Raw genomic sequence first — 16693 nt, forward strand, 5'->3', positions numbered from 1 at the left:
CAACTTGAGGTTCCGAAACGGCGCCCCATATCCACGGCAAGGGAGTGCTTGCCGTGCACACCACCTTCAAGGCGGCCCTCGTTGTTGCGACCGTCCTGGTCGCTCTGGTTATCTCCATCCGTCCCGGTCCGGCCGCGGACAACAGCCATCTTGCCCTGACCATTTCAATCGACGGGGCAATCGGGCCGGCAGCGGCCAGCTACGTCAAGGACGGCCTGGCCAAGGCCGCCGAGCGCCACGCCGAGGTTGTTATCCTGCGTTTGAATACGCCGGGCGGCCTCAGCACCAGCATGCGTGAGATCATCGCCGACGTGCTGGCCTCGCCCGTTCCCGTGGTCGGCTACGTTGCGCCATCCGGCGCCCATGCCGCGAGCGCCGGGACCTATATCCTCTATGCGACCCATCTCGCGGCCATGGCGCCCGGCACCAATATCGGCGCCGCGACGCCGGTGCAGATCGGCGGCCCGATACCGGGGCTGCCGGGCAGCACTCCGGACAAGGGCGGCAAGGACCAGAAGGACGGCGGCCATCCGTCCGAAACCAAGGATGCCATGACGGCGAAGGTGACGAATGATGCCGTTGCCTTCATCCGCAGCCTCGCCGAATTGCGTGGCCGCAATGCCGACTGGGCCGAGAAGGCGGTCCGCGATGCCGCCACCCTCTCCGCCAACGCCGCGCTGCAGGCCAACGTCATTGATCTCACCGCGCGCGACCCGGCCGACCTGCTCAGGCAGGTCGATGGCCGGACCATTGAGCTTCCCGGCGGCAAGACGCAACGCCTGGCGACAAGGGACACCGCGATCGAGGCCATCGATCCCACCTGGATCGCGCGCGCGCTTGCGGTCATCACCGACCCCAACATCGCATTCATTCTCCTGATGGTCGGCATCTACGGCCTGATCTTCGAGTTCATGTCGCCCGGTGCCGTGGCGCCCGGGGTTGTCGGGACGATCTGCCTGCTGCTCGGTCTGTACGCACTCAACATGCTGCCGATCAACTACGCGGGCTTCGCCCTGATGCTGGTCGGGATCGCGCTGCTCGCAATCGAAGCCTTCAACCCGACCGTCGTGATCGGCCTCGGAGGAATCGTCGCCTTCGTGCTTGGAGCAGCCATGCTGTTTCGGATCGAGGCGCCCGGATACCGGCTGTCATGGCCGGTCATCGGCATCGTCGCCGCGATGTTCACCGGGCTCATTCTCGTCGTGCTCGGCGCGCTCCGCCGCGCGCGCAAGGGCCCGGTGCGGATCGGTGCGCAAGCCATGCGCGGGCTATCGGCCGAGGTGCTCGACTGGTCCGAGACCACGGGTCACGTCTTCACCAACGGCGAACGCTGGCAAGCGCGCAGCACCGAGACATTCACGGCGGGAGACACGGTCGAGGTCGCCAACATCATCGATTTGACGCTGGTGGTACGGCGCACGCCGGCCTCTCCCGGCGAAGGAGGTAAGGCATGATGCTTGATTATTTCACCTATGCGGCGATCGCGCTGCTGATCATCGTATTCCTGACCCAGGCCGTGCGCGTGCTGCGCGAATACGAGCGCGGCGTCATCTTCACGCTCGGCCGTTTCACCGGGGTGAAGGGCCCGGGGCTCATCATCCTGATTCCGGTGGTGCAGCAGCTGGTGAAGGTCGATCTCAGGGTGGTGGTGCAGGTGGTGCCGCCGCAGGACGTGATTTCGCGCGACAACGTCTCGGTCAAGGTCAACGCCGTGCTCTACTTCCGCATCGTCGATCCCGAGCGCGCCATCATCAAGGTCAGCGACTACATGGCTGCGACCAGCCAGCTTGCGCAGACCACGCTGCGCTCGGTGCTCGGCAAGCACGAGCTCGACGAGATGCTGGCGGAGCGCGACAAGCTGAACGCCGATATCCAGGAGACCCTCGACAGGCAGACCGACGTCTGGGGCATCAAGGTCACCGGGGTCGAGATCAAGGATATCGATCTCAATGAGACGATGGTGCGGGCGATCGCCAAGCAGGCCGAGGCGGAGCGGCTGCGGCGCGCCAAGGTGATCAACGCGATGGGCGAGCAGCAGGCCGCCGAGAAGCTGGTCGAGGCCGGCCGGATCCTCGCCCAGGAGCCGCAAGCGATGCAGCTGCGCTACTTCGCGGCGCTGCACGACATTGCCGGCGAGCGCTCCTCGACCGTGGTGTTCCCGCTGCCGATGAACCTGCTCGATCATCTGGCGCCGCGACGTGAAGCGACGTGAACTGGTTTGGGAGCAGAAACGACGGTCGCTCAAGGTCGGCGCGCTCGGGATCGTGGGTCTCGTAGGCGCCGCGGCCTCTGCACGTCACTGCGAGCCAACGGGTCGCGCGAACGCGCGCCCGATGACAGGCTCCGCGAAGCAATCCATCGCGCCACATGCGGAGATATGGATTGCTTCGTCGCCATGCTCCTCGCAATGACGCGGATGGGTTCGGGGCTTAACGCCCGCGATGCTTGGCCCGCCACGCAGGTCCTGGACCGCGCATGTAATGCGCCTCGGGCCGGTAGCCGCTGATCGGCTCCTCGCCGATCCAGGCGAGGAATGCGAGCAGCCCTTCTGCGGCGCGGCGCGGCAGGGCAGCGATGAACGAAACTGTGCGCATCTCAGTAGTCCCATTTCTCGCCGAGCACGACCGGCGCCCGTGGATATCTCTCGGCGTCGCCGCCGAGCATGCCGACGTTGAGGTTGGTCCGCGCCCAATCCTCGTGGCCGCGATGCAGCAGCAGCTCATTGCGGAGCCGATGAATCTTGGCGGCGGCGATCGCGCGGTGAACAGTCCTGAAGACGAGGCCGATCCGCCTGACGGTTCGCCGCAGCATCAAGGGCATGGCGCCGGCCGAACCGTGCGGCCGGGCATCGTGGTAATGGAGCAAGGTCATGTGCCACCTTCCCGTTTGGCGGCGCGCGCGAGCGCGCCGCATCACGGCAAAAGATGCGTGGAAGGCCGTAGGAATTCGAGAGCAGCCGCGGCCCTGTCACATAGCCGCAGCATAAGCGTCCGGCTGCGGTCCGTGCATCGCGGTCATGCCGCAAATCGCGAGATTTCGGACAATTTTACCCTCGATCAGCCGCGCGAGGGGCCGGTTTACGGTCGGCGGCAAGACCGCTAACCTCGCCTCCCAATGCGACGTGGAGAGTGCCCATGCGGCCCAAGGATCAGATCAACTGGATGCTGTCGGATGCGATCGAGGCGCTCGCCCGCGCCGAACGGTTGCACCAGAGCTTCCTCAATTTGCACCCGCGCGCGGGAAGCACCGAGCCGAGCTGGGAACCGCCGACCGACGTGATCGAGACCGAGGATGAAATCCTGATCCTGGTCGCGTTGCCGGGGGTCGATCCCGACGAGGTCGAGGCCGCGCTCGACGGCGGCACGCTGGTGATCTCCGGCCGCCGCACCCTGCCCCCTGAACTCCGCAACGCCCGCATCCTGCGCCTCGAACTGCCGCAGGGCCGGTTCGAGCGCCGCATCGCGCTGCCGACCGGCCGCTACACCATCAGCCGCTTTGCCGCGCATGGTTGCGTCGGCCTGCGGCTCGGAAAGTCGAGCTAAAGGATTTCGACATGGCTGCCTCAGACGTTTCAAGCCCAGCATCGACTTCGACGCCGATCCCGAGCGACGCGCTGATCATCGTCCCGGTGCGCAACACCGTGCTGTTTCCGGATGTCATCATTCCGATCACGATCGCCCGCGCGACGTCGATTGCCGCGGCCCAGCAGGCGGTACGCGAGCAGCGGCCGATCGGCATCCTGCTGCAGCGCGATCCCGAGACCAACGATCCCGGCCCCGACGGGCTTTACCGCGTCGGCACCACAGCCAACATCGTGCGCTACATCACCGGCGCCGACGACACCCACCATCTGGTCTGCCAGGGCGTGCAGCGCATGCGCGTGCTCGACTATCTGCCGGGCACGCCGTTCCTCGCGGCCCGCGTGCTGCAAATCCCGGAGCCGACCACCACCTCGCCCGAGATCGAGGCGCGCTTCCTCAATCTGCAGCGCCAGGCGCTGGAGGCCGCGCAATTGCTGCCGCAGGTGCCGCAGGAGCTGATCGCCGCGCTGCAGGGCACCACCTCGCCGGCAACCCTTGCCGACCTTGCGACGTCCTACATGGACATCAAGCCGTCGGAGAAGCAGGACATCCTGGAAACCATCGATCTCGTGGCGCGGATGGACAAGGTGTCGCGTCACCTCGCCGAGCGCATCGAGGTGCTGCGGCTGAGCCAGGAGATCGGGCAGAAGACCAAGGCCGTGTTCGACGAGCGGCAGCGCGAGGCGATCCTGCGCGAGCAGATGGCGACGATCCAGCGCCAGCTCGGCGAAGGCGACGGCAAGGCCGCGGAAGTCGCCGAGCTGACCAAGGCGATCGTCGAGGCCAAGATGCCGCCGGAGGCCGAAAGCCAGGCGCAGAAGGAACTGCGCCGCTACGAGCGGATGCCGGAGGCCGCGGCCGAGTCCGGCATGGTGCGCAGCTATCTCGACTGGCTGATCGACCTGCCCTGGAGCATTCCGGAGGAGAAGCCGATCGACATCGCGGAGGCGCGCAAGATCCTCGACCAGGACCATTATGGCCTCGAGAAGATCAAGAGCCGCATCATCGAATATCTCGCGGTGCGCAAGCTCGCGCCCGGCGGCAAGGCGCCGATCCTGTGCTTCCTCGGGCCGCCCGGCGTCGGCAAGACGTCGCTCGGCCAATCGATCGCGCGCGCGATGGCGCGGCCATTCGTCCGCGTCTCGCTCGGCGGCGTGCATGACGAGGCCGAGATCCGCGGCCATCGCCGCACCTATATCGGGGCGCTGCCCGGCAACATCATCCAGGCGATCAAGAAGGCCGGCGCGCGCAATTGCGTGATGATGCTGGACGAGATCGACAAGATGGGCCGTGGCATCCAGGGCGATCCGTCGGCCGCGATGCTCGAAGTGCTCGACCCCGAGCAGAACGGCACCTTCCGCGACAATTATCTCGGCGTGCCGTTCGACCTCTCGCGCGTCGTCTTCATCGCCACCGCCAACATGCTCGACGGCGTCCCCGGCCCGCTGCTCGACCGCATGGAGCTGATCAGTCTCGCCGGCTACACCGAGGACGAGAAGCTCGAGATCGCCAAGCGCTATCTGGTCCGCCGCCAGCTCGAGGCCAACGGCATCAAGGCCGAGCAGGTCGAGATCGATCCGGATGCGCTGCGGCTGATCATCCGCAGCTACACCCGCGAGGCCGGCGTGCGCAACCTGGAGCGCGAGATCGGCAAGGTGCTGCGCAACGTCGCGGTGCAGATCGCCGAGGGCAGCACCAGCCACGTCACCATCGCGCCGAAGGACATCGTCTCGCTGCTCGGCCAGCCGAGGTTCGAGAACGAGATCGCGATGCGCACCAGCATCCCGGGCGTTGCCACCGGGCTGGCCTGGACCCCGGTCGGCGGCGACATCCTGTTCATCGAGGCGTCGCGCACGCCGGGCCGCGGCGCGTTGATCCTCACCGGCCAGCTCGGCGAGGTGATGCGCGAGAGCGTGCAGGCCGCACTGACCCTGGTGAAGAGCCGGGCCTCCCAGCTCGGCATCGATCCCGGCGTGTTCGAGAAGAGCGACATCCACGTCCACGTTCCCGCCGGCGCGACGCCGAAGGACGGCCCGAGCGCGGGCGTTGCGATGTTCACCGCCCTCACCTCGCTGTTGACCGACCGCACGGTGCGCAGCGACACCGCGATGACCGGCGAGATCTCGCTGCGCGGCCTGGTGCTGCCGGTCGGCGGCATCAAGGAGAAGGTGGTCGCGGCCGCGGCCGCCGGCCTGACCCGGGTGATGCTGCCGGCGCGCAACAAGCGCGACTTCGACGACATCCCCGCCGGCGCCCGCGCCAAGCTGGAGTTCATCTGGCTCGAACGGGTCGACGAGGCGATCGCAGCAGCGCTGGAGGCCGCCAAGACGACGCCCGCCGCCGCGGAGTGATCGCGTCTCAAACGCAACAAGAGGGCGTGACAGCGATCGCCGTCACGCCCTCTTGCGTTGCAGATAGCGGAGCGGTGCCGCTCAGCTCTTGCCCATGCATTCTTCGATGTAGAACCAGCGGTCGTCGCCGGTCAGGCCCTTCGACTTCACCTCGGCGCGGCAGACCTTCAGCTTTGGCTTGTTGGCCTTCCACTTCGCCTTCATGTCCTTCAGCTTCTGCATGGTCAGCTTGACCTTCGACGGCTTGGCCTCGGTGGTCTGGGCTGACGCGGTGTGCAGCGCGCCGGCGAGAAGCAAGGCGGCCACAAGACAGCTTGCGGTACGAAACATGACTGAAATGTCCCTTGATTATCTGTTGATTTGAACGGCGTAGAGCTTCTTGTTTGACGCGTCTTCTTCACGCGAACCGGCATCCACTTCGCTCGAAAACGCTTTCAAGCCGCGCGCAGGATGCCAGATGGCCCGCGCGCGGCATGAACTGCGATCAGAGGATTTTGACCGCGCTGAGCAGCGTCATGTAGACGCCCCACGCCAGCGGAATGCCGACGAACAGCCAGAACAGCGCCGCCTTGGCGTCGAGCCCGCCGAACCCGATCCCGTAGGAACCGTGCGGTCCGGCCGCCGCGGCACTGGCGCTCGCATCCTGCAGCTTGGCGACCTCGGCGTCGCTCATATGCCATTTCGAATCGACCGGCTTGATCAGGTAGTTGCAGATCAGGCCCGCGATCAGCATGGCGCACAGGATGTACATCGTGGTGTTGTAGAGCTGGTCCCGCGGCACGCCGGCGGCAAGCTGGAACTCGCGGATGTAGTTCACCACGACAGGACCGATGATGCCGGCGGTCGACCAAGCCGTCAGCAGACGGCCGTGGATGGCGCCGACGAACTGGGTGCCGAACATGTCGGCGAGATAGGCCGGCACGGTGGCGAAGCCGCCGCCATACATCGACAGGATGATGCCGAAGCCGAGCACGAACAACAGCTTCGATCCCATCGCGGCGAAGGTCGGCGCCAGCGCGTAGAGCGCGATGCCAAGGATGAAGAACGTGTAGTAGGTGTTCTTGCGGCCGATCTTGTCCGACAGCGACGCCCAGAAGAAGCGGCCGCCGATGTTGAACAGCGACAGCAATCCGGCAAAGCCGGCCGCGATCGCCGCGATCTGCGCCTTCTGTCCGGCATCGAGCTGGTTGAAGCCGACATTGGGCAGGCCGATCAGCTTGCCCGCGAAGATCTCCTGCAGCATCGGCGAGGCCATGCCAATCACGCCGATGCCCGCCGACACGTTCAGGCAGAGCACCCACCAGATCAGCCAGAATTGCGGCGTCTTGTGCGCGTTGTCGAGATGGACGTGCTTGCTCGAGATCATCGCGTTGGCCTTCGTCGGCGGCGTCCAGCCTTCGGGCTGCCAGCCGGCCGGCGGGATGCGATAGCGGAACGCGCCGATCATCATGAACACGAAGTAGATCGCGCCCATGGCGAGGAAGGTCTCCCAGACGCCGACCGAGGTCGGGGTCTTGAAGTAGTTCATCAGCCTGTCGGCGAGCGGGGCGCCGATCATCGCGCCGCCGCCGAAGCCCATGATCGCCATGCCGGTCGCCATGCCGCGCCGGTCGGGGAACCATTTCACCAGCGTCGACACCGGCGAGATGTAGCCGAGGCCGAGGCCGACGCCGCCGATCACGCCGGAGCCGAGCCACATCAGCCAGAGCTGGTGCGTGTAGACGCCGAGCGCGCCGATCACGAGACCGCCGGCCCAGCACAGCGCCGCGACGAAGCCGGCCTTGCGCGGACCGACCTTCTCGAGCCAGCCGCCCCAGATCGCGGCGGAGACGCCGAGCAGCACGAAGAACAGCGTGTACATCCACCCGAGGCTCGCGACCTTCCAGTCGCAGGTGGTGGTGAACAGCTCCTGCACCAGCGAGATGTCGGGGCACGCCTTCGGCGCGGTCAGGCCGATCGCGCGCGACAGCGGCAGCCAGAACACCGAGAAGCCGTAAGCCATGCCGATGCACAGATGGATGCAGAGCGCGGCCGGCGGCACCAGCCAGCGGTTGAAGCCGGCGGTCGCGATTGTATGTTCCTTGTCGAGGAAACCTGCGCCTGTCGCGGATACGCGTCCGGCGCTGCTCACTGTGGTCATTGACACCTCCCCTGCAGCCGCCATTACGACAGGCGCATCTGCATCTTCGATCCCGTCTCAGCCCATTGCGGCCAGCGTCAGCCGGCAGCTCCGCACATTTCCTCAATGCGTCGGGACCAACCACGCACATTCCGGAAATGCTAACCCCCAATACGACCGGATATGCCCGGCCGTGCAGCCCGTGATCTGGGCACGGGCCCAGTCGTTGTCCGTCGATGCGCCCACACTCGAGCACAACGCCATCACCACAACCCGGCGGACATTATCAATTCGCGCAGAATGGAAAATAGGTGTCGATAGGCAAAAGGTAGATATCAAGCTGCATCTAGCGCGTACGCGGCAACGCAGCATTCGAATTGCCTATCGCTCCATTGATCTTCTCGATCAAAAAAACGATCCGGGCGTCGCTTCGTTCGGTGATCTCGACCTTGTCGCCGGTCTCCTGGATCAGGGTCGGGATATCGATCACCGAAAGCGGATCGGTGCAGTGCACCTCGAGGAAATCTCCCGCCGTCACGCTCCGGAGGGCCTTGCGCGTCTTCAGCGCCGGCAGCGGGCATTTCAGGCCGGTGAGATCGAGCTTCGTCGTTGTCATGGTTCGACCATGGCGAAGCCGCGCGGCATCGTCAACGCCGCCTCCTCGTCCACGTCAGCCTTCGGCCGGAGCCGACGCGAGCACGTCGTCGACGGGGATCGCGGCGCGCAGCATCAATTCGGCAACGTCCTCGATGTCGTCGAGATGCGCGACCGGCAGCGTGGTTGCAACGGCGACGTCGCTGGCGATCCCGACCACGCGCGGGTCGTCGGGAAACAGCAGCGGCTTGCCGTTGGCGGCGCGGTACACCTCGATCTTGTTGATCGGCTCGCGCTTGAAGCCTTCGACCACGACCAGATCGACCTGCGCCATCTTGGCGAGCAGCTCCGGCAGCCGCGGCTCAACGGCGCTGCGCAGCTCGTGCATCAGCGCCCAACGCCGCGTCGACGACACCAGCACCTCGGTCGCACCGGACTGCCGGTGCACCCAGGAGTCCTTGCCGGGCACGTCGACATCGAATTCATGGTGGGCGTGCTTGATCACGGAGACGCGCAGGCCGCGGCCCAGCAGGCAGGGGATCACCCGCGACAGCAGGGTGGTCTTGCCGGCACCGCTCCAGCCCGCGAGGCCAATCACTTTCATACGCGTCTCCGAAGACATGCCAATCGTTTGGGTATCCACGCCCGCGGTTCCGCCCGACATGGATGGCCGGGACCAGCCGTGATGGCGGAAAGCCGCGACTTGCGCCCAACGCTGCTTATATCAGCCTTGGAGCAATGTCATGCCAGGCTCGCCGGCGGATGAGGATGGGCTGGCGCGCTAGAGGACTGCCCTCGGAAACTCCTGCAGCAGCTGCGCCCACAGCACCGCGAACGCGATCAGGCCACAGACCCCAAGCGCCGCGGTGAATCTCGGCAATCGGCCGATGGCGACGAGCAGCCAGGCCGGCAGGAAGAACAGGCCGAACACTAGGCCGAGCGGAAACACCGCCAGCCACTGGAAGCCGGTACCGTCGCCAGGCGGCACATGGGCGATGGCGTAGAAGGTGTAGAGCCAGAACAAGGTGCCGGCCGCCGCGACGAGCGCGGCAATCTTACGGAAGTTGGCGGTGTCGAATGCCATGATGGATTGGTCGCCGCAATCGGCGAACCCGTTCACGGGCCGCCGCGCAAGTTGGGCTCGGCTCGCTATCCCGCAGGGTCAGTCGTTTCGTTGACTGACAGGCCGCCCCGGCTTGGCCAGCCTTGCCGATCGGCTCTCTCTCGGGGGCTGGTCACGCATCCGTAGCCTCTTCCGCGGCCGCTGCGTATCGACTGCCAGCACTTCTTCCAGCGTTGTATTCCTAAAACGAAGCCTTCTTAACATCGCTCCGCTCCTCGAGCGGGTGGGAGCCCCATCGGTCGCTCAACCACCGACATCCACAACAGGGCCCATGTCGGTGACAAGAGATAACCAGCGACGGGACGGTTTGCTCCAATGCATGTTGCAGCCCCCGCTCACGTCACGCGCGATCCCGCTATCCAGCGGATTTACCTCGAAATTTCCGATACGCAGGGCGATCGGAACACGATAATGTGCAGCATGGAGGACTATGTATGCCTCGCTCGCCTTCGATTGTGCCGCATTCAATCGATCACGACACCTATCTGGTGCTGAACGATTTTGGCCGACTGGGCCGTGCCTGGAGCGAAACCGACGAAGAAGGCACTGACCGGAAAACGCTGATCCGCCGCCTGCTGGATGACCAGTACAGCCGTCCGGTCCGCATCGTGGCCTTCAATACCAACGAAGGATGGTCGCGCGACGTCACGACCGACATTGCCGACGAGCTTCGGCGCCGTTTCGTCGAATACGAAGAGGTCCCGCGCTCCGTGCTGGAGTTCGTGGAGACGGCGATGCGGCATTGAGCTGGATCCGCAACGCAAAAGGCCCTCTCACAGCGCGATCGTTCGGCCCCCTGCAAGCATCCGCCAAACGGCAATTTTACGAGCAATTTCAATGGGATACGGCTGCCGCGCAGCGCTGCTCCGCCATAAGGCAATATTAAGAGCATTCGCCTTACCTGTTCTCCGTTCAACGGGAGAGCGGTCCAGTGCGCAATCGTGGTGACGTTCGAGACGCCGTGAGCCTGAAAAACCGGGTTCTGGTCACGGCGATCTTTCTGGCATCGGGCGCGGCATCGCTGATCCTGCAGGTTCTCTGGTTCAAGCAACTGCAATTCGTGCTGGGAAGCGCGACCGTCTCCGTCAGCGTCACGGTGGCAAGCTTCTTTTTCGGTCTCTCGCTGGGCAGCGCCCTGGGAGGCCGGATCGCCGACACCGTCAGCCGCCCGCTGAAAATTTACGGGTTGCTCGAACTCGCCCTCGCCCTCGTTTCTCTCGCGGTCACCGCGTTTCTGTCGCATTGGCCGACATGGGTGGGCTGGCTGTCACCGATGCTCGATCTGGAGTCGCCATTCCGGCCGCCTCTCATGGTCGCCGTGTCGCTCGCCATCCTGTCGCTGCCGACGATGTTGATGGGCGCGACCCTGCCCTTCCTGGTGAGATTCCTGACCCGCACACAAACCGACCTCGCCAATCGGATCGGTCTGCTCTACGGGTTCAACACCCTGGGCGCCGCCATCGGCACCCTGGCGGTCGGCTTTGTGCTGATGGGCCTTTGGGGCATCGCGGGATCGAGCCTGGTTGCGGCAGCGCTGTATGTCTGCGTCGGCGTTGTGGCCCTGTTCGTTGCGCGCGGCGCAAGCCCGCTCTTGCCGGTCGCGGCACAGGCGCCGGTGCAAACCGCCGCGACCGCGAGTGGCAGGACGTCGGTCCTGATCTGGATTTTCGCGTGCTCCGGTTTTGTATCGATCGCCTATGAGGTGGTCTGGTTTCGATTCCTGACCAATGTCAGCACCTCGAGCGTCTACGCGTTCTCGGGCATGCTCGGCGTTTACCTGCTGGGGCTCGTGATCGGCGCCCTGATCTGCGCCAGGCTGCTCGCCCCCCGCAAGGATCAATTGCTGCGATACTTCGCCGTGACGCAGCTGCTGATCGCGGTTGCAGCCACGCTGACCGTCGGAATGCTCGGCAAGGCGCGGACCATGGGAGTAGCGCTGTCTCCCATCGTATCGGGCCTGCTTCCAGTCCCGGTGCAGGAGCTGTTGGGAGGCGACGTTTCATTCTTCCTGGTCTGCGCTGTCGCCCTGTTGCTGCCGACGACGCTGATCGGCATCAGCTTTCCCCTGGCCAGCGAGCTGACCGTGATGCAGATGAGCGCGCTGGGCCGCAGGATCGGCACGCTCTACGCCTTGAACACGATTGGCGGCGTCGTGGGCTCGCTGGCGGCGGGCTTTCTGCTGATCCCGTATCTGGGCAGCCAGGGTGCGCTCACCGCGCTGATTGTCGTGAACGTCCTGCTGTTCGTCGCGACCACCGTGTCGCAGCCGGATCTTCTGAGAGAAAGGAGCCTGTGGCGGCAGGGGACGATCGCCGCGAGCGTCATCGCCGTAGCACTGCTGCTCTTCACTCCGCACTATCTGGAGCGGGTCCTGACCGCGATTGAAGGCGCCAATGTGCTCGAGTTGCGGGAAACCCGGCAAGCGACGTTTGCGGTGGTCGAGTATCGCGAGAAGGCGGCGGGCACCTATCAGCAGTTGGTGGTGAATTCGAAGAGCTATGCCAACAACCGTCCCGAGGGCAGACGCTACATGGCCGCGATGGGGCACTATCCCGTTCTGCTGCACCAGGGCCCGGTTGAAACGGCTGTCGTCATTTGCATCGGGACCGGAACCACGGTGGGAGCGGTGAGCACCCATGAAGAATTGCAATCCATCGACGCGGTCGATCTGGCATCGACGGTGTTCGAATTCGCGCCCCACTTCGTGCCGATCAACAAGCAATTCTATCAAAATCCCAAGGTCCATCAGATCGTCGCGGACGGGCGCCACTTCCTGCTGGGGACCAAGGAGACATTTGACGTCATCACGCTCGAGCCGCCACCGCCCCATGATGCCGGCGTCATCAACCTCTACACGGAGGAATTCTATGCGCTGGCAAAGCAGAAGATGCGTCCCGGCGCCGTTCTCGCGCAATGGGTGCCGCTGGATTTCAACCGCGGCATTCTTCCGAAGATGATACTCAAGGCCATGATGGGCCAGTTCAAGCATGTCTCGCTGTGGCTGCCGTCCAGAATGGAAGGCGTGGCGATCGCCTCCGATGAACCGTTGAACATCGATCCGCGCGAGCTCGCCATGCGCATGTCGAAGCCCGCGGTGGCTGAAGACCTGACGGCAAACGGCCTCGGCTCGCCCGAGGATTTCCTGGCGACGTTCATCGCCGCCGATGAAAAACTCGCAGCCTTTGTCGGAGATGTGCCGAGCCTCACGGATGATCGGCCGCGTCTTGAATATTATAACTGGTATCCGCTGGGTTCGGTCAGCGTGGACGAACTGAAGCGCCTCCGCGAGCCGGTGGAAGCCTATCTTGCCGACCGTTCCATCGACGAGGCCCGTCTCGACACCGCGCGCACGGTGGCCAATGCGATCCTGGACGAGCACAAGGCCACGGCCGACGGCGACAAGTCCGCCGCCCGGGCCGCGCTTCGCCTGGCCGTCAAACTGGACCCGGACAATTCCTACGTCGACTTCCTGGACCGCAAGCTGAGCGAGTGATCAGGGTGCCTTCGGCACACCGCGTCAGGAAGTCCCCGAATGTCGCGAGAATGCGGATGTTTTGACTCACAACTAGCGCAACAAACTCAGTGTCGTCCCTGCGAAAGCAGGGACCCATAACCACAAATGCAAATTGTTACGCGATGCTGGAACGACCAGTCCCGTTTCTCAAAACCCGCCGCGGCGTATGGGTTCCTGCTTTCGCAGGGACGACAGCTGTGATGGTGCGGCAGAGCGGCACACCGGCTACGCCGGCCTGAACCCCGCCTTCGTCAATGCAGCCCGCCCTTCATCCGACGCCAGTGCGTCGAGAAAGGCCTGCACCGCGGGCCGCTGCTTGCGCGCCGTCACCAATGCCAAGTCATAATGCTCTTCGGCGAGCGGTATGAAGCCGAGTCCCGACGCATCGGCGACCGGCGCGATGGTCATGCCCCAGTCGGCGCGGCGCTGCGCCACCGCGGCCGCAACCGCATTGTGCGAGCGCGGCTGATTCCAGTAACCGTCGGGCCGGCGGCCCGCCAGCAAGCGATCGATCAGGATGCGGGTGCCGGCGCCCTGGTTGCGGTTGACCATGAGGCAGGCGGGATCGGCGAGCGCGGCGCGCACCGCCTGCTCTGCGCTCAAGCCGGCAAAGCGCGTGTCGTCCTTGCGAAACACGATGCCCTGCATGCGCCGCCAGCCCGGCACCAGTTCGAGCCCGTCGGCCAGGTACGGCGTGTTGTAGGTCTCGGTCTTGTCGTCGAACAGATGGATCGGGGCGAGATCGCATTCGCCGCGCTTGGCGGCAGCGAGCCCGCCGAGACTACCGACCGCGATCGAGCGCACCACGAGACCGGCATGCGCCAGCGGCGCCGTGACAAGATCGAGCCCGGTGCAATGGCTGCCGATGATGACGAGATCGGGCACCCGCACATGCGGCGTGAACAGCGTCACCTCGGCCTCGCTGCCGGCCGGCAACTGGTCGGCCAGCGCCTCGATCTTCAGGAAGCCGTCGGCCTGCGCGAACGAGGTGATCGCGCCCGAGCCCTTGCCGCCGGGATAGGCGATCAGGCCGTCGGCGCCCTCGACCAGCGACACCATCACGAACTCGGTACGCCCGAGCTCGGAGGCGATGCGCACCGGCACCTTCGCCGCCACCTTGGCATCCGATCGCGGCGGCAGCCCGGCCATCCGGCGCAGCACCGGCACGATCATGTCGTGGAAGGTGAACATCGCCGAGGTCGGAAAGCCCGGCAGGATGACCACCGGCTTGCCGTCGCACACCGCAAGGCACAGCGGCTTGCCTGGCTTCAGCGCCACGCCATGCGCGATGATGCCGGGCTTGCCGAGGCGAGCGATGATCCGGTGCGAGACGTCACCCGCGCCCTTGGAGGTGCCGCCTGACAGCACCAGCATGTCGCTGTCCGCCAGCGCCTTGCGCATCGCGGCCTCGAGCATCGCCTCGTTGTCGGCGATCGCGCCAAGGAACGCCGCGTCGGCGCCGTTCTCGGCAATCGCCGCGGTGACGATCGCACCATTGGTGTCGTAGATCGCGGCCGGCCGCAGCTTCTCACCCGGCTGCACCAGTTCGTCGCCGGTCGAGAGGATCGCGACGCGCGGACGGCGCGTCACCGCAACCTCGGCGATGCCGCAGGCCGCGAGCATGCCGATCTCGCGCGACCCGATCATCGTCCCCGCGCGCAGCAGGGCCTCGCCGCGCGCGATGTCGGAGCCGGCATAGGACACGAACTGGCCGGGCGACGCCGCACGCCGGACCTCGATGGTGCCGTGGCCGGCAGGCTGGGTGTGCTCGACCATCACGATGGCATCAGCGCCGCGCGGTACCGGACCGCCGGTCGCAATCGCGGTTGCAGTACCCGGGAGCACCGGCATGGTGGGCGCGGTCCCGCACGAAATCGTCTCGTCGTTCAGCGCGAGCTGCACCGGCGCGGCCTCGCCGGCGCGCGCCAGATCGGCCGAGCGCACCGCAAAGCCGTCGACATTGGAGCGATCGAATGGCGGCACATCGATCGGCGCCACCACGTCCTCCGCCAGCGCACGGCCGAGCGCATCGGCGAGCAGCCGTTTCTCGGACGGCAATTGGCGCGGGAACAGCGCCGCCTCGAAGCGCGCGAGCGCCTCCTCGCGCGACAGGATGGTCAGGAACTGGTCCTGCTCGACGGACGGGTTGGGTTTCGGCGTGAACGTGTTGTTCATCTCGGGAACTCACTCCCGCAACATATAGGCATCGACAACCGCGCCCGCAGCGAAGCCCTCGGCAGCGCCGGGCACGATCAGCAGGGCTTCGGCGCGCACGATGGCATCGAGTGACAGGTCGCCGGTCGCAAGCGCCGCCCAGGAACCTTGCTCGCGTATCAGCAGCACGACCTCGGCAACGCCGACGCCGGAGGCGATCTTGCGTTCCAGCGGCAGCGCCAGTGTTTTGCGCGCGCGCCGGCCCGACAGGCGGTCGAGCAGGGGAAGCGCAATCGCCCACCAGGCCGCGAAAGCCTGATCCGGCGCGCCCGGCAAGGCGACGACCGGCGTTGTGTGGATACGGCCGACCGCTGCGGTGCGCCCCGGTTGCAGGGCAATGCCGTGCGCGATCAGTGCGCCACGCGTTGCCAGCGCATTCACCGCGGCATCGGTGTGACCAACGCCGGTGCCGCCGATCGTGACCATCAGATCGCAGCCGTCTGGTTCGAGTGCGTTTGCAATCGCCGCCACATCGGGTGCCGCCTCGATGCCGACGACCTCAGCGCCCGCGAGGCGCGCGGTGTCAGCGATCAGTTGTGCGGTCAGCTCACCATTGGCGACGTTGACGATGCGAAGCCGCGGCCGTCGCACGCGCAACATCTGCAGTCCGGCCGCGCGCGCGAGCAGCAGGCCGCGCGGCAGCAGCGGCTCCCCTGCTGCGATCACGGTGCGCCCAACGGCGATGTCGCTGCCGGCACGCCTGACGCCCTGCCCCGGGATTGCTTCGGCGAGCACCTGCGCAAGCGGACCGGAGGTATCGACGGCATCGGCATCGACCACGCAGTCGGTGCCATCAGGCATCGCAGCGCCTGCCGCCACCCAGACCGGAGGTTCGGCCAGCGGCAACGGCGCATAGGACGACGCGCCGACCAGGTCATTGGCGCGCATCGCCCACCCGTCGCTGACCGCGACATCGCGCGGCGGATAGGCGCGCAAGGCCGGCATCTCGGCCGCAATGCAGCGCAAGGCGTCGGCCGGTGGCAACGCGATCGGCTGGACCGGTCCGACGTCGCGCAGCACGGCAGCCAGTGCCGCAACGAGCGGGGTGAGCGAAGGCGGAAGGCGCTGGGCGGTGACCATGGCTCGCTATGGACTGAATCGGCCCCGAAAGAAACTGTCTCTCGCCGCACCGGGGCTGCGTCATTAGACCGATGGCGCGTTGACGCGGTCCCCAATATAGTTGCAAAAGAAACCAAT

15 protein-coding genes are annotated in these 16693 nt (G+C 65.8%); 6 read left to right on the forward strand and 9 right to left on the reverse strand.

Annotation, left to right across the window (positions count from 1 at the left end; genetic code table 11):
- Positions 1-44: 44 nt before the first annotated feature.
- Entirely contained in the window at positions 45-1454 is a 1410-nt protein-coding gene (locus ACVW1B_RS24585; RefSeq protein ID WP_456779529.1) for an NfeD family protein, read from the forward strand.
- Positions 1451-2212, forward strand: coding sequence for a slipin family protein (locus ACVW1B_RS24590; protein ID WP_028332707.1), 762 nt, complete (start codon positions 1451-1453; stop codon positions 2210-2212). Before ACVW1B_RS24585 ends, ACVW1B_RS24590 begins: the two co-directional genes overlap by 4 nt.
- A gap of 217 nt (positions 2213-2429) precedes the next feature.
- On the opposite strand, the gene ACVW1B_RS24595 is transcribed toward ACVW1B_RS24590, so the two are convergent.
- Positions 2430-2594: a hypothetical protein gene (locus tag ACVW1B_RS24595; protein WP_176937025.1), complete on the reverse strand. Its 165-nt coding sequence runs from the start codon at positions 2592-2594 to the stop codon at positions 2430-2432.
- Position 2595: 1 nt separating this feature from the next.
- Positions 2596-2871: a hypothetical protein gene (locus ACVW1B_RS24600; RefSeq protein ID WP_225164560.1), complete on the reverse strand. Its 276-nt coding sequence runs from the start codon at positions 2869-2871 to the stop codon at positions 2596-2598.
- A gap of 263 nt (positions 2872-3134) precedes the next feature.
- Between ACVW1B_RS24600 and ACVW1B_RS24605 the strand changes: the two genes are divergently transcribed.
- Together ACVW1B_RS24605 and lon are read left to right on the forward strand one after the other, a co-directional pair.
- A complete protein-coding gene (locus tag ACVW1B_RS24605; protein ID WP_028332710.1) occupies positions 3135-3542 on the forward strand; it encodes an Hsp20/alpha crystallin family protein in 408 nt (135 codons plus the stop codon).
- A gap of 11 nt (positions 3543-3553) precedes the next feature.
- Positions 3554-5932, forward strand: coding sequence for an endopeptidase La (gene lon / locus ACVW1B_RS24610; protein ID WP_456822312.1), 2379 nt, complete (start codon positions 3554-3556; stop codon positions 5930-5932).
- An 81-nt stretch (positions 5933-6013) separates the two neighbouring features.
- Here lon and ACVW1B_RS24615 read toward each other — a convergent pair whose 3' ends face one another.
- The 5 genes from ACVW1B_RS24615 to ACVW1B_RS24635 all read right to left on the reverse strand — a co-directional run bounded on the left by ACVW1B_RS24615 (position 6014) and on the right by ACVW1B_RS24635 (position 9729).
- Positions 6014-6262, reverse strand: a complete 249-nt coding sequence (locus tag ACVW1B_RS24615) for a hypothetical protein (protein ID WP_456822313.1) — start codon at positions 6260-6262, stop codon at positions 6014-6016.
- A 154-nt stretch (positions 6263-6416) separates the two neighbouring features.
- Entirely contained in the window at positions 6417-8072 is a 1656-nt protein-coding gene (locus ACVW1B_RS24620) for an OFA family MFS transporter (protein ID WP_092085775.1), read from the reverse strand.
- Between the two features lie 325 nt (positions 8073-8397).
- On the reverse strand, positions 8398-8667 hold the full coding sequence (locus ACVW1B_RS24625; RefSeq protein ID WP_253607409.1) for a sulfurtransferase TusA family protein: 270 nt from the start codon (positions 8665-8667) through the stop codon (positions 8398-8400).
- Positions 8668-8721: 54 nt separating this feature from the next.
- Complete coding sequence (mobB, locus tag ACVW1B_RS24630; protein ID WP_092085647.1) at positions 8722-9249, reverse strand: molybdopterin-guanine dinucleotide biosynthesis protein B; 528 nt, start codon at positions 9247-9249, stop codon at positions 8722-8724.
- Positions 9250-9426: 177 nt separating this feature from the next.
- The gene (locus tag ACVW1B_RS24635; protein ID WP_456822314.1) at positions 9427-9729 is read right to left on the reverse strand and encodes a hypothetical protein; all 303 of its coding nucleotides are present in this window, start codon (positions 9727-9729) and stop codon (positions 9427-9429) included.
- A 527-nt stretch (positions 9730-10256) separates the two neighbouring features.
- Between ACVW1B_RS24635 and ACVW1B_RS24640 the strand changes: the two genes are divergently transcribed.
- Together ACVW1B_RS24640 and ACVW1B_RS24645 are read left to right on the forward strand one after the other, a co-directional pair.
- Complete coding sequence (locus ACVW1B_RS24640; RefSeq protein ID WP_311988559.1) at positions 10257-10514, forward strand: hypothetical protein; 258 nt, start codon at positions 10257-10259, stop codon at positions 10512-10514.
- Between the two features lie 215 nt (positions 10515-10729).
- Positions 10730-13261 (forward strand): fused MFS/spermidine synthase, encoded by a 2532-nt coding sequence (locus tag ACVW1B_RS24645; protein WP_456822315.1) that lies wholly within the window; start codon positions 10730-10732, stop codon positions 13259-13261.
- Between the two features lie 246 nt (positions 13262-13507).
- On the opposite strand, the gene ACVW1B_RS24650 is transcribed toward ACVW1B_RS24645, so the two are convergent.
- Both ACVW1B_RS24650 and ACVW1B_RS24655 read right to left on the reverse strand, forming a co-directional pair.
- Positions 13508-15457, reverse strand: coding sequence for a molybdopterin biosynthesis protein (locus ACVW1B_RS24650; RefSeq protein ID WP_456822316.1), 1950 nt, complete (start codon positions 15455-15457; stop codon positions 13508-13510).
- Between the two features lie 9 nt (positions 15458-15466).
- Positions 15467-16576, reverse strand: coding sequence for a molybdopterin-binding protein (locus tag ACVW1B_RS24655; RefSeq protein WP_456779526.1), 1110 nt, complete (start codon positions 16574-16576; stop codon positions 15467-15469).
- Positions 16577-16693: the final 117 nt, after the last annotated feature.

The sequence above is a fragment of the Bradyrhizobium sp. USDA 4502 genome (genome assembly GCF_054063355.1).

Bases quoted from the DNA above. Each gene is read 5' to 3' on its own strand.
- ACVW1B_RS24590 (WP_028332707.1), top strand. From the start codon at position 1,451: ATGATGCTTGATTATTTCACCTATGCGGCGATCGCGCTGCTGATCATC.
- ACVW1B_RS24595 (WP_176937025.1), bottom strand. From the start codon at position 2,594: ATGCGCACAGTTTCGTTCATCGCTGCCCTGCCGCGCCGCGCCGCAGAA.
- ACVW1B_RS24600 (WP_225164560.1), bottom strand. From the start codon at position 2,871: ATGACCTTGCTCCATTACCACGATGCCCGGCCGCACGGTTCGGCCGGC.
- ACVW1B_RS24605 (WP_028332710.1), top strand. From the start codon at position 3,135: ATGCGGCCCAAGGATCAGATCAACTGGATGCTGTCGGATGCGATCGAG.
- lon (WP_456822312.1), top strand. From the start codon at position 3,554: ATGGCTGCCTCAGACGTTTCAAGCCCAGCATCGACTTCGACGCCGATC.
- ACVW1B_RS24615 (WP_456822313.1), bottom strand. From the start codon at position 6,262: ATGTTTCGTACCGCAAGCTGTCTTGTGGCCGCCTTGCTTCTCGCCGGC.
- ACVW1B_RS24620 (WP_092085775.1), bottom strand. From the start codon at position 8,072: ATGACCACAGTGAGCAGCGCCGGACGCGTATCCGCGACAGGCGCAGGT.
- ACVW1B_RS24625 (WP_253607409.1), bottom strand. From the start codon at position 8,667: ATGACAACGACGAAGCTCGATCTCACCGGCCTGAAATGCCCGCTGCCG.
- mobB (WP_092085647.1), bottom strand. From the start codon at position 9,249: ATGAAAGTGATTGGCCTCGCGGGCTGGAGCGGTGCCGGCAAGACCACC.
- ACVW1B_RS24635 (WP_456822314.1), bottom strand. From the start codon at position 9,729: ATGGCATTCGACACCGCCAACTTCCGTAAGATTGCCGCGCTCGTCGCG.
- ACVW1B_RS24650 (WP_456822316.1), bottom strand. From the start codon at position 15,457: ATGAACAACACGTTCACGCCGAAACCCAACCCGTCCGTCGAGCAGGAC.
- ACVW1B_RS24655 (WP_456779526.1), bottom strand. From the start codon at position 16,576: ATGGTCACCGCCCAGCGCCTTCCGCCTTCGCTCACCCCGCTCGTTGCG.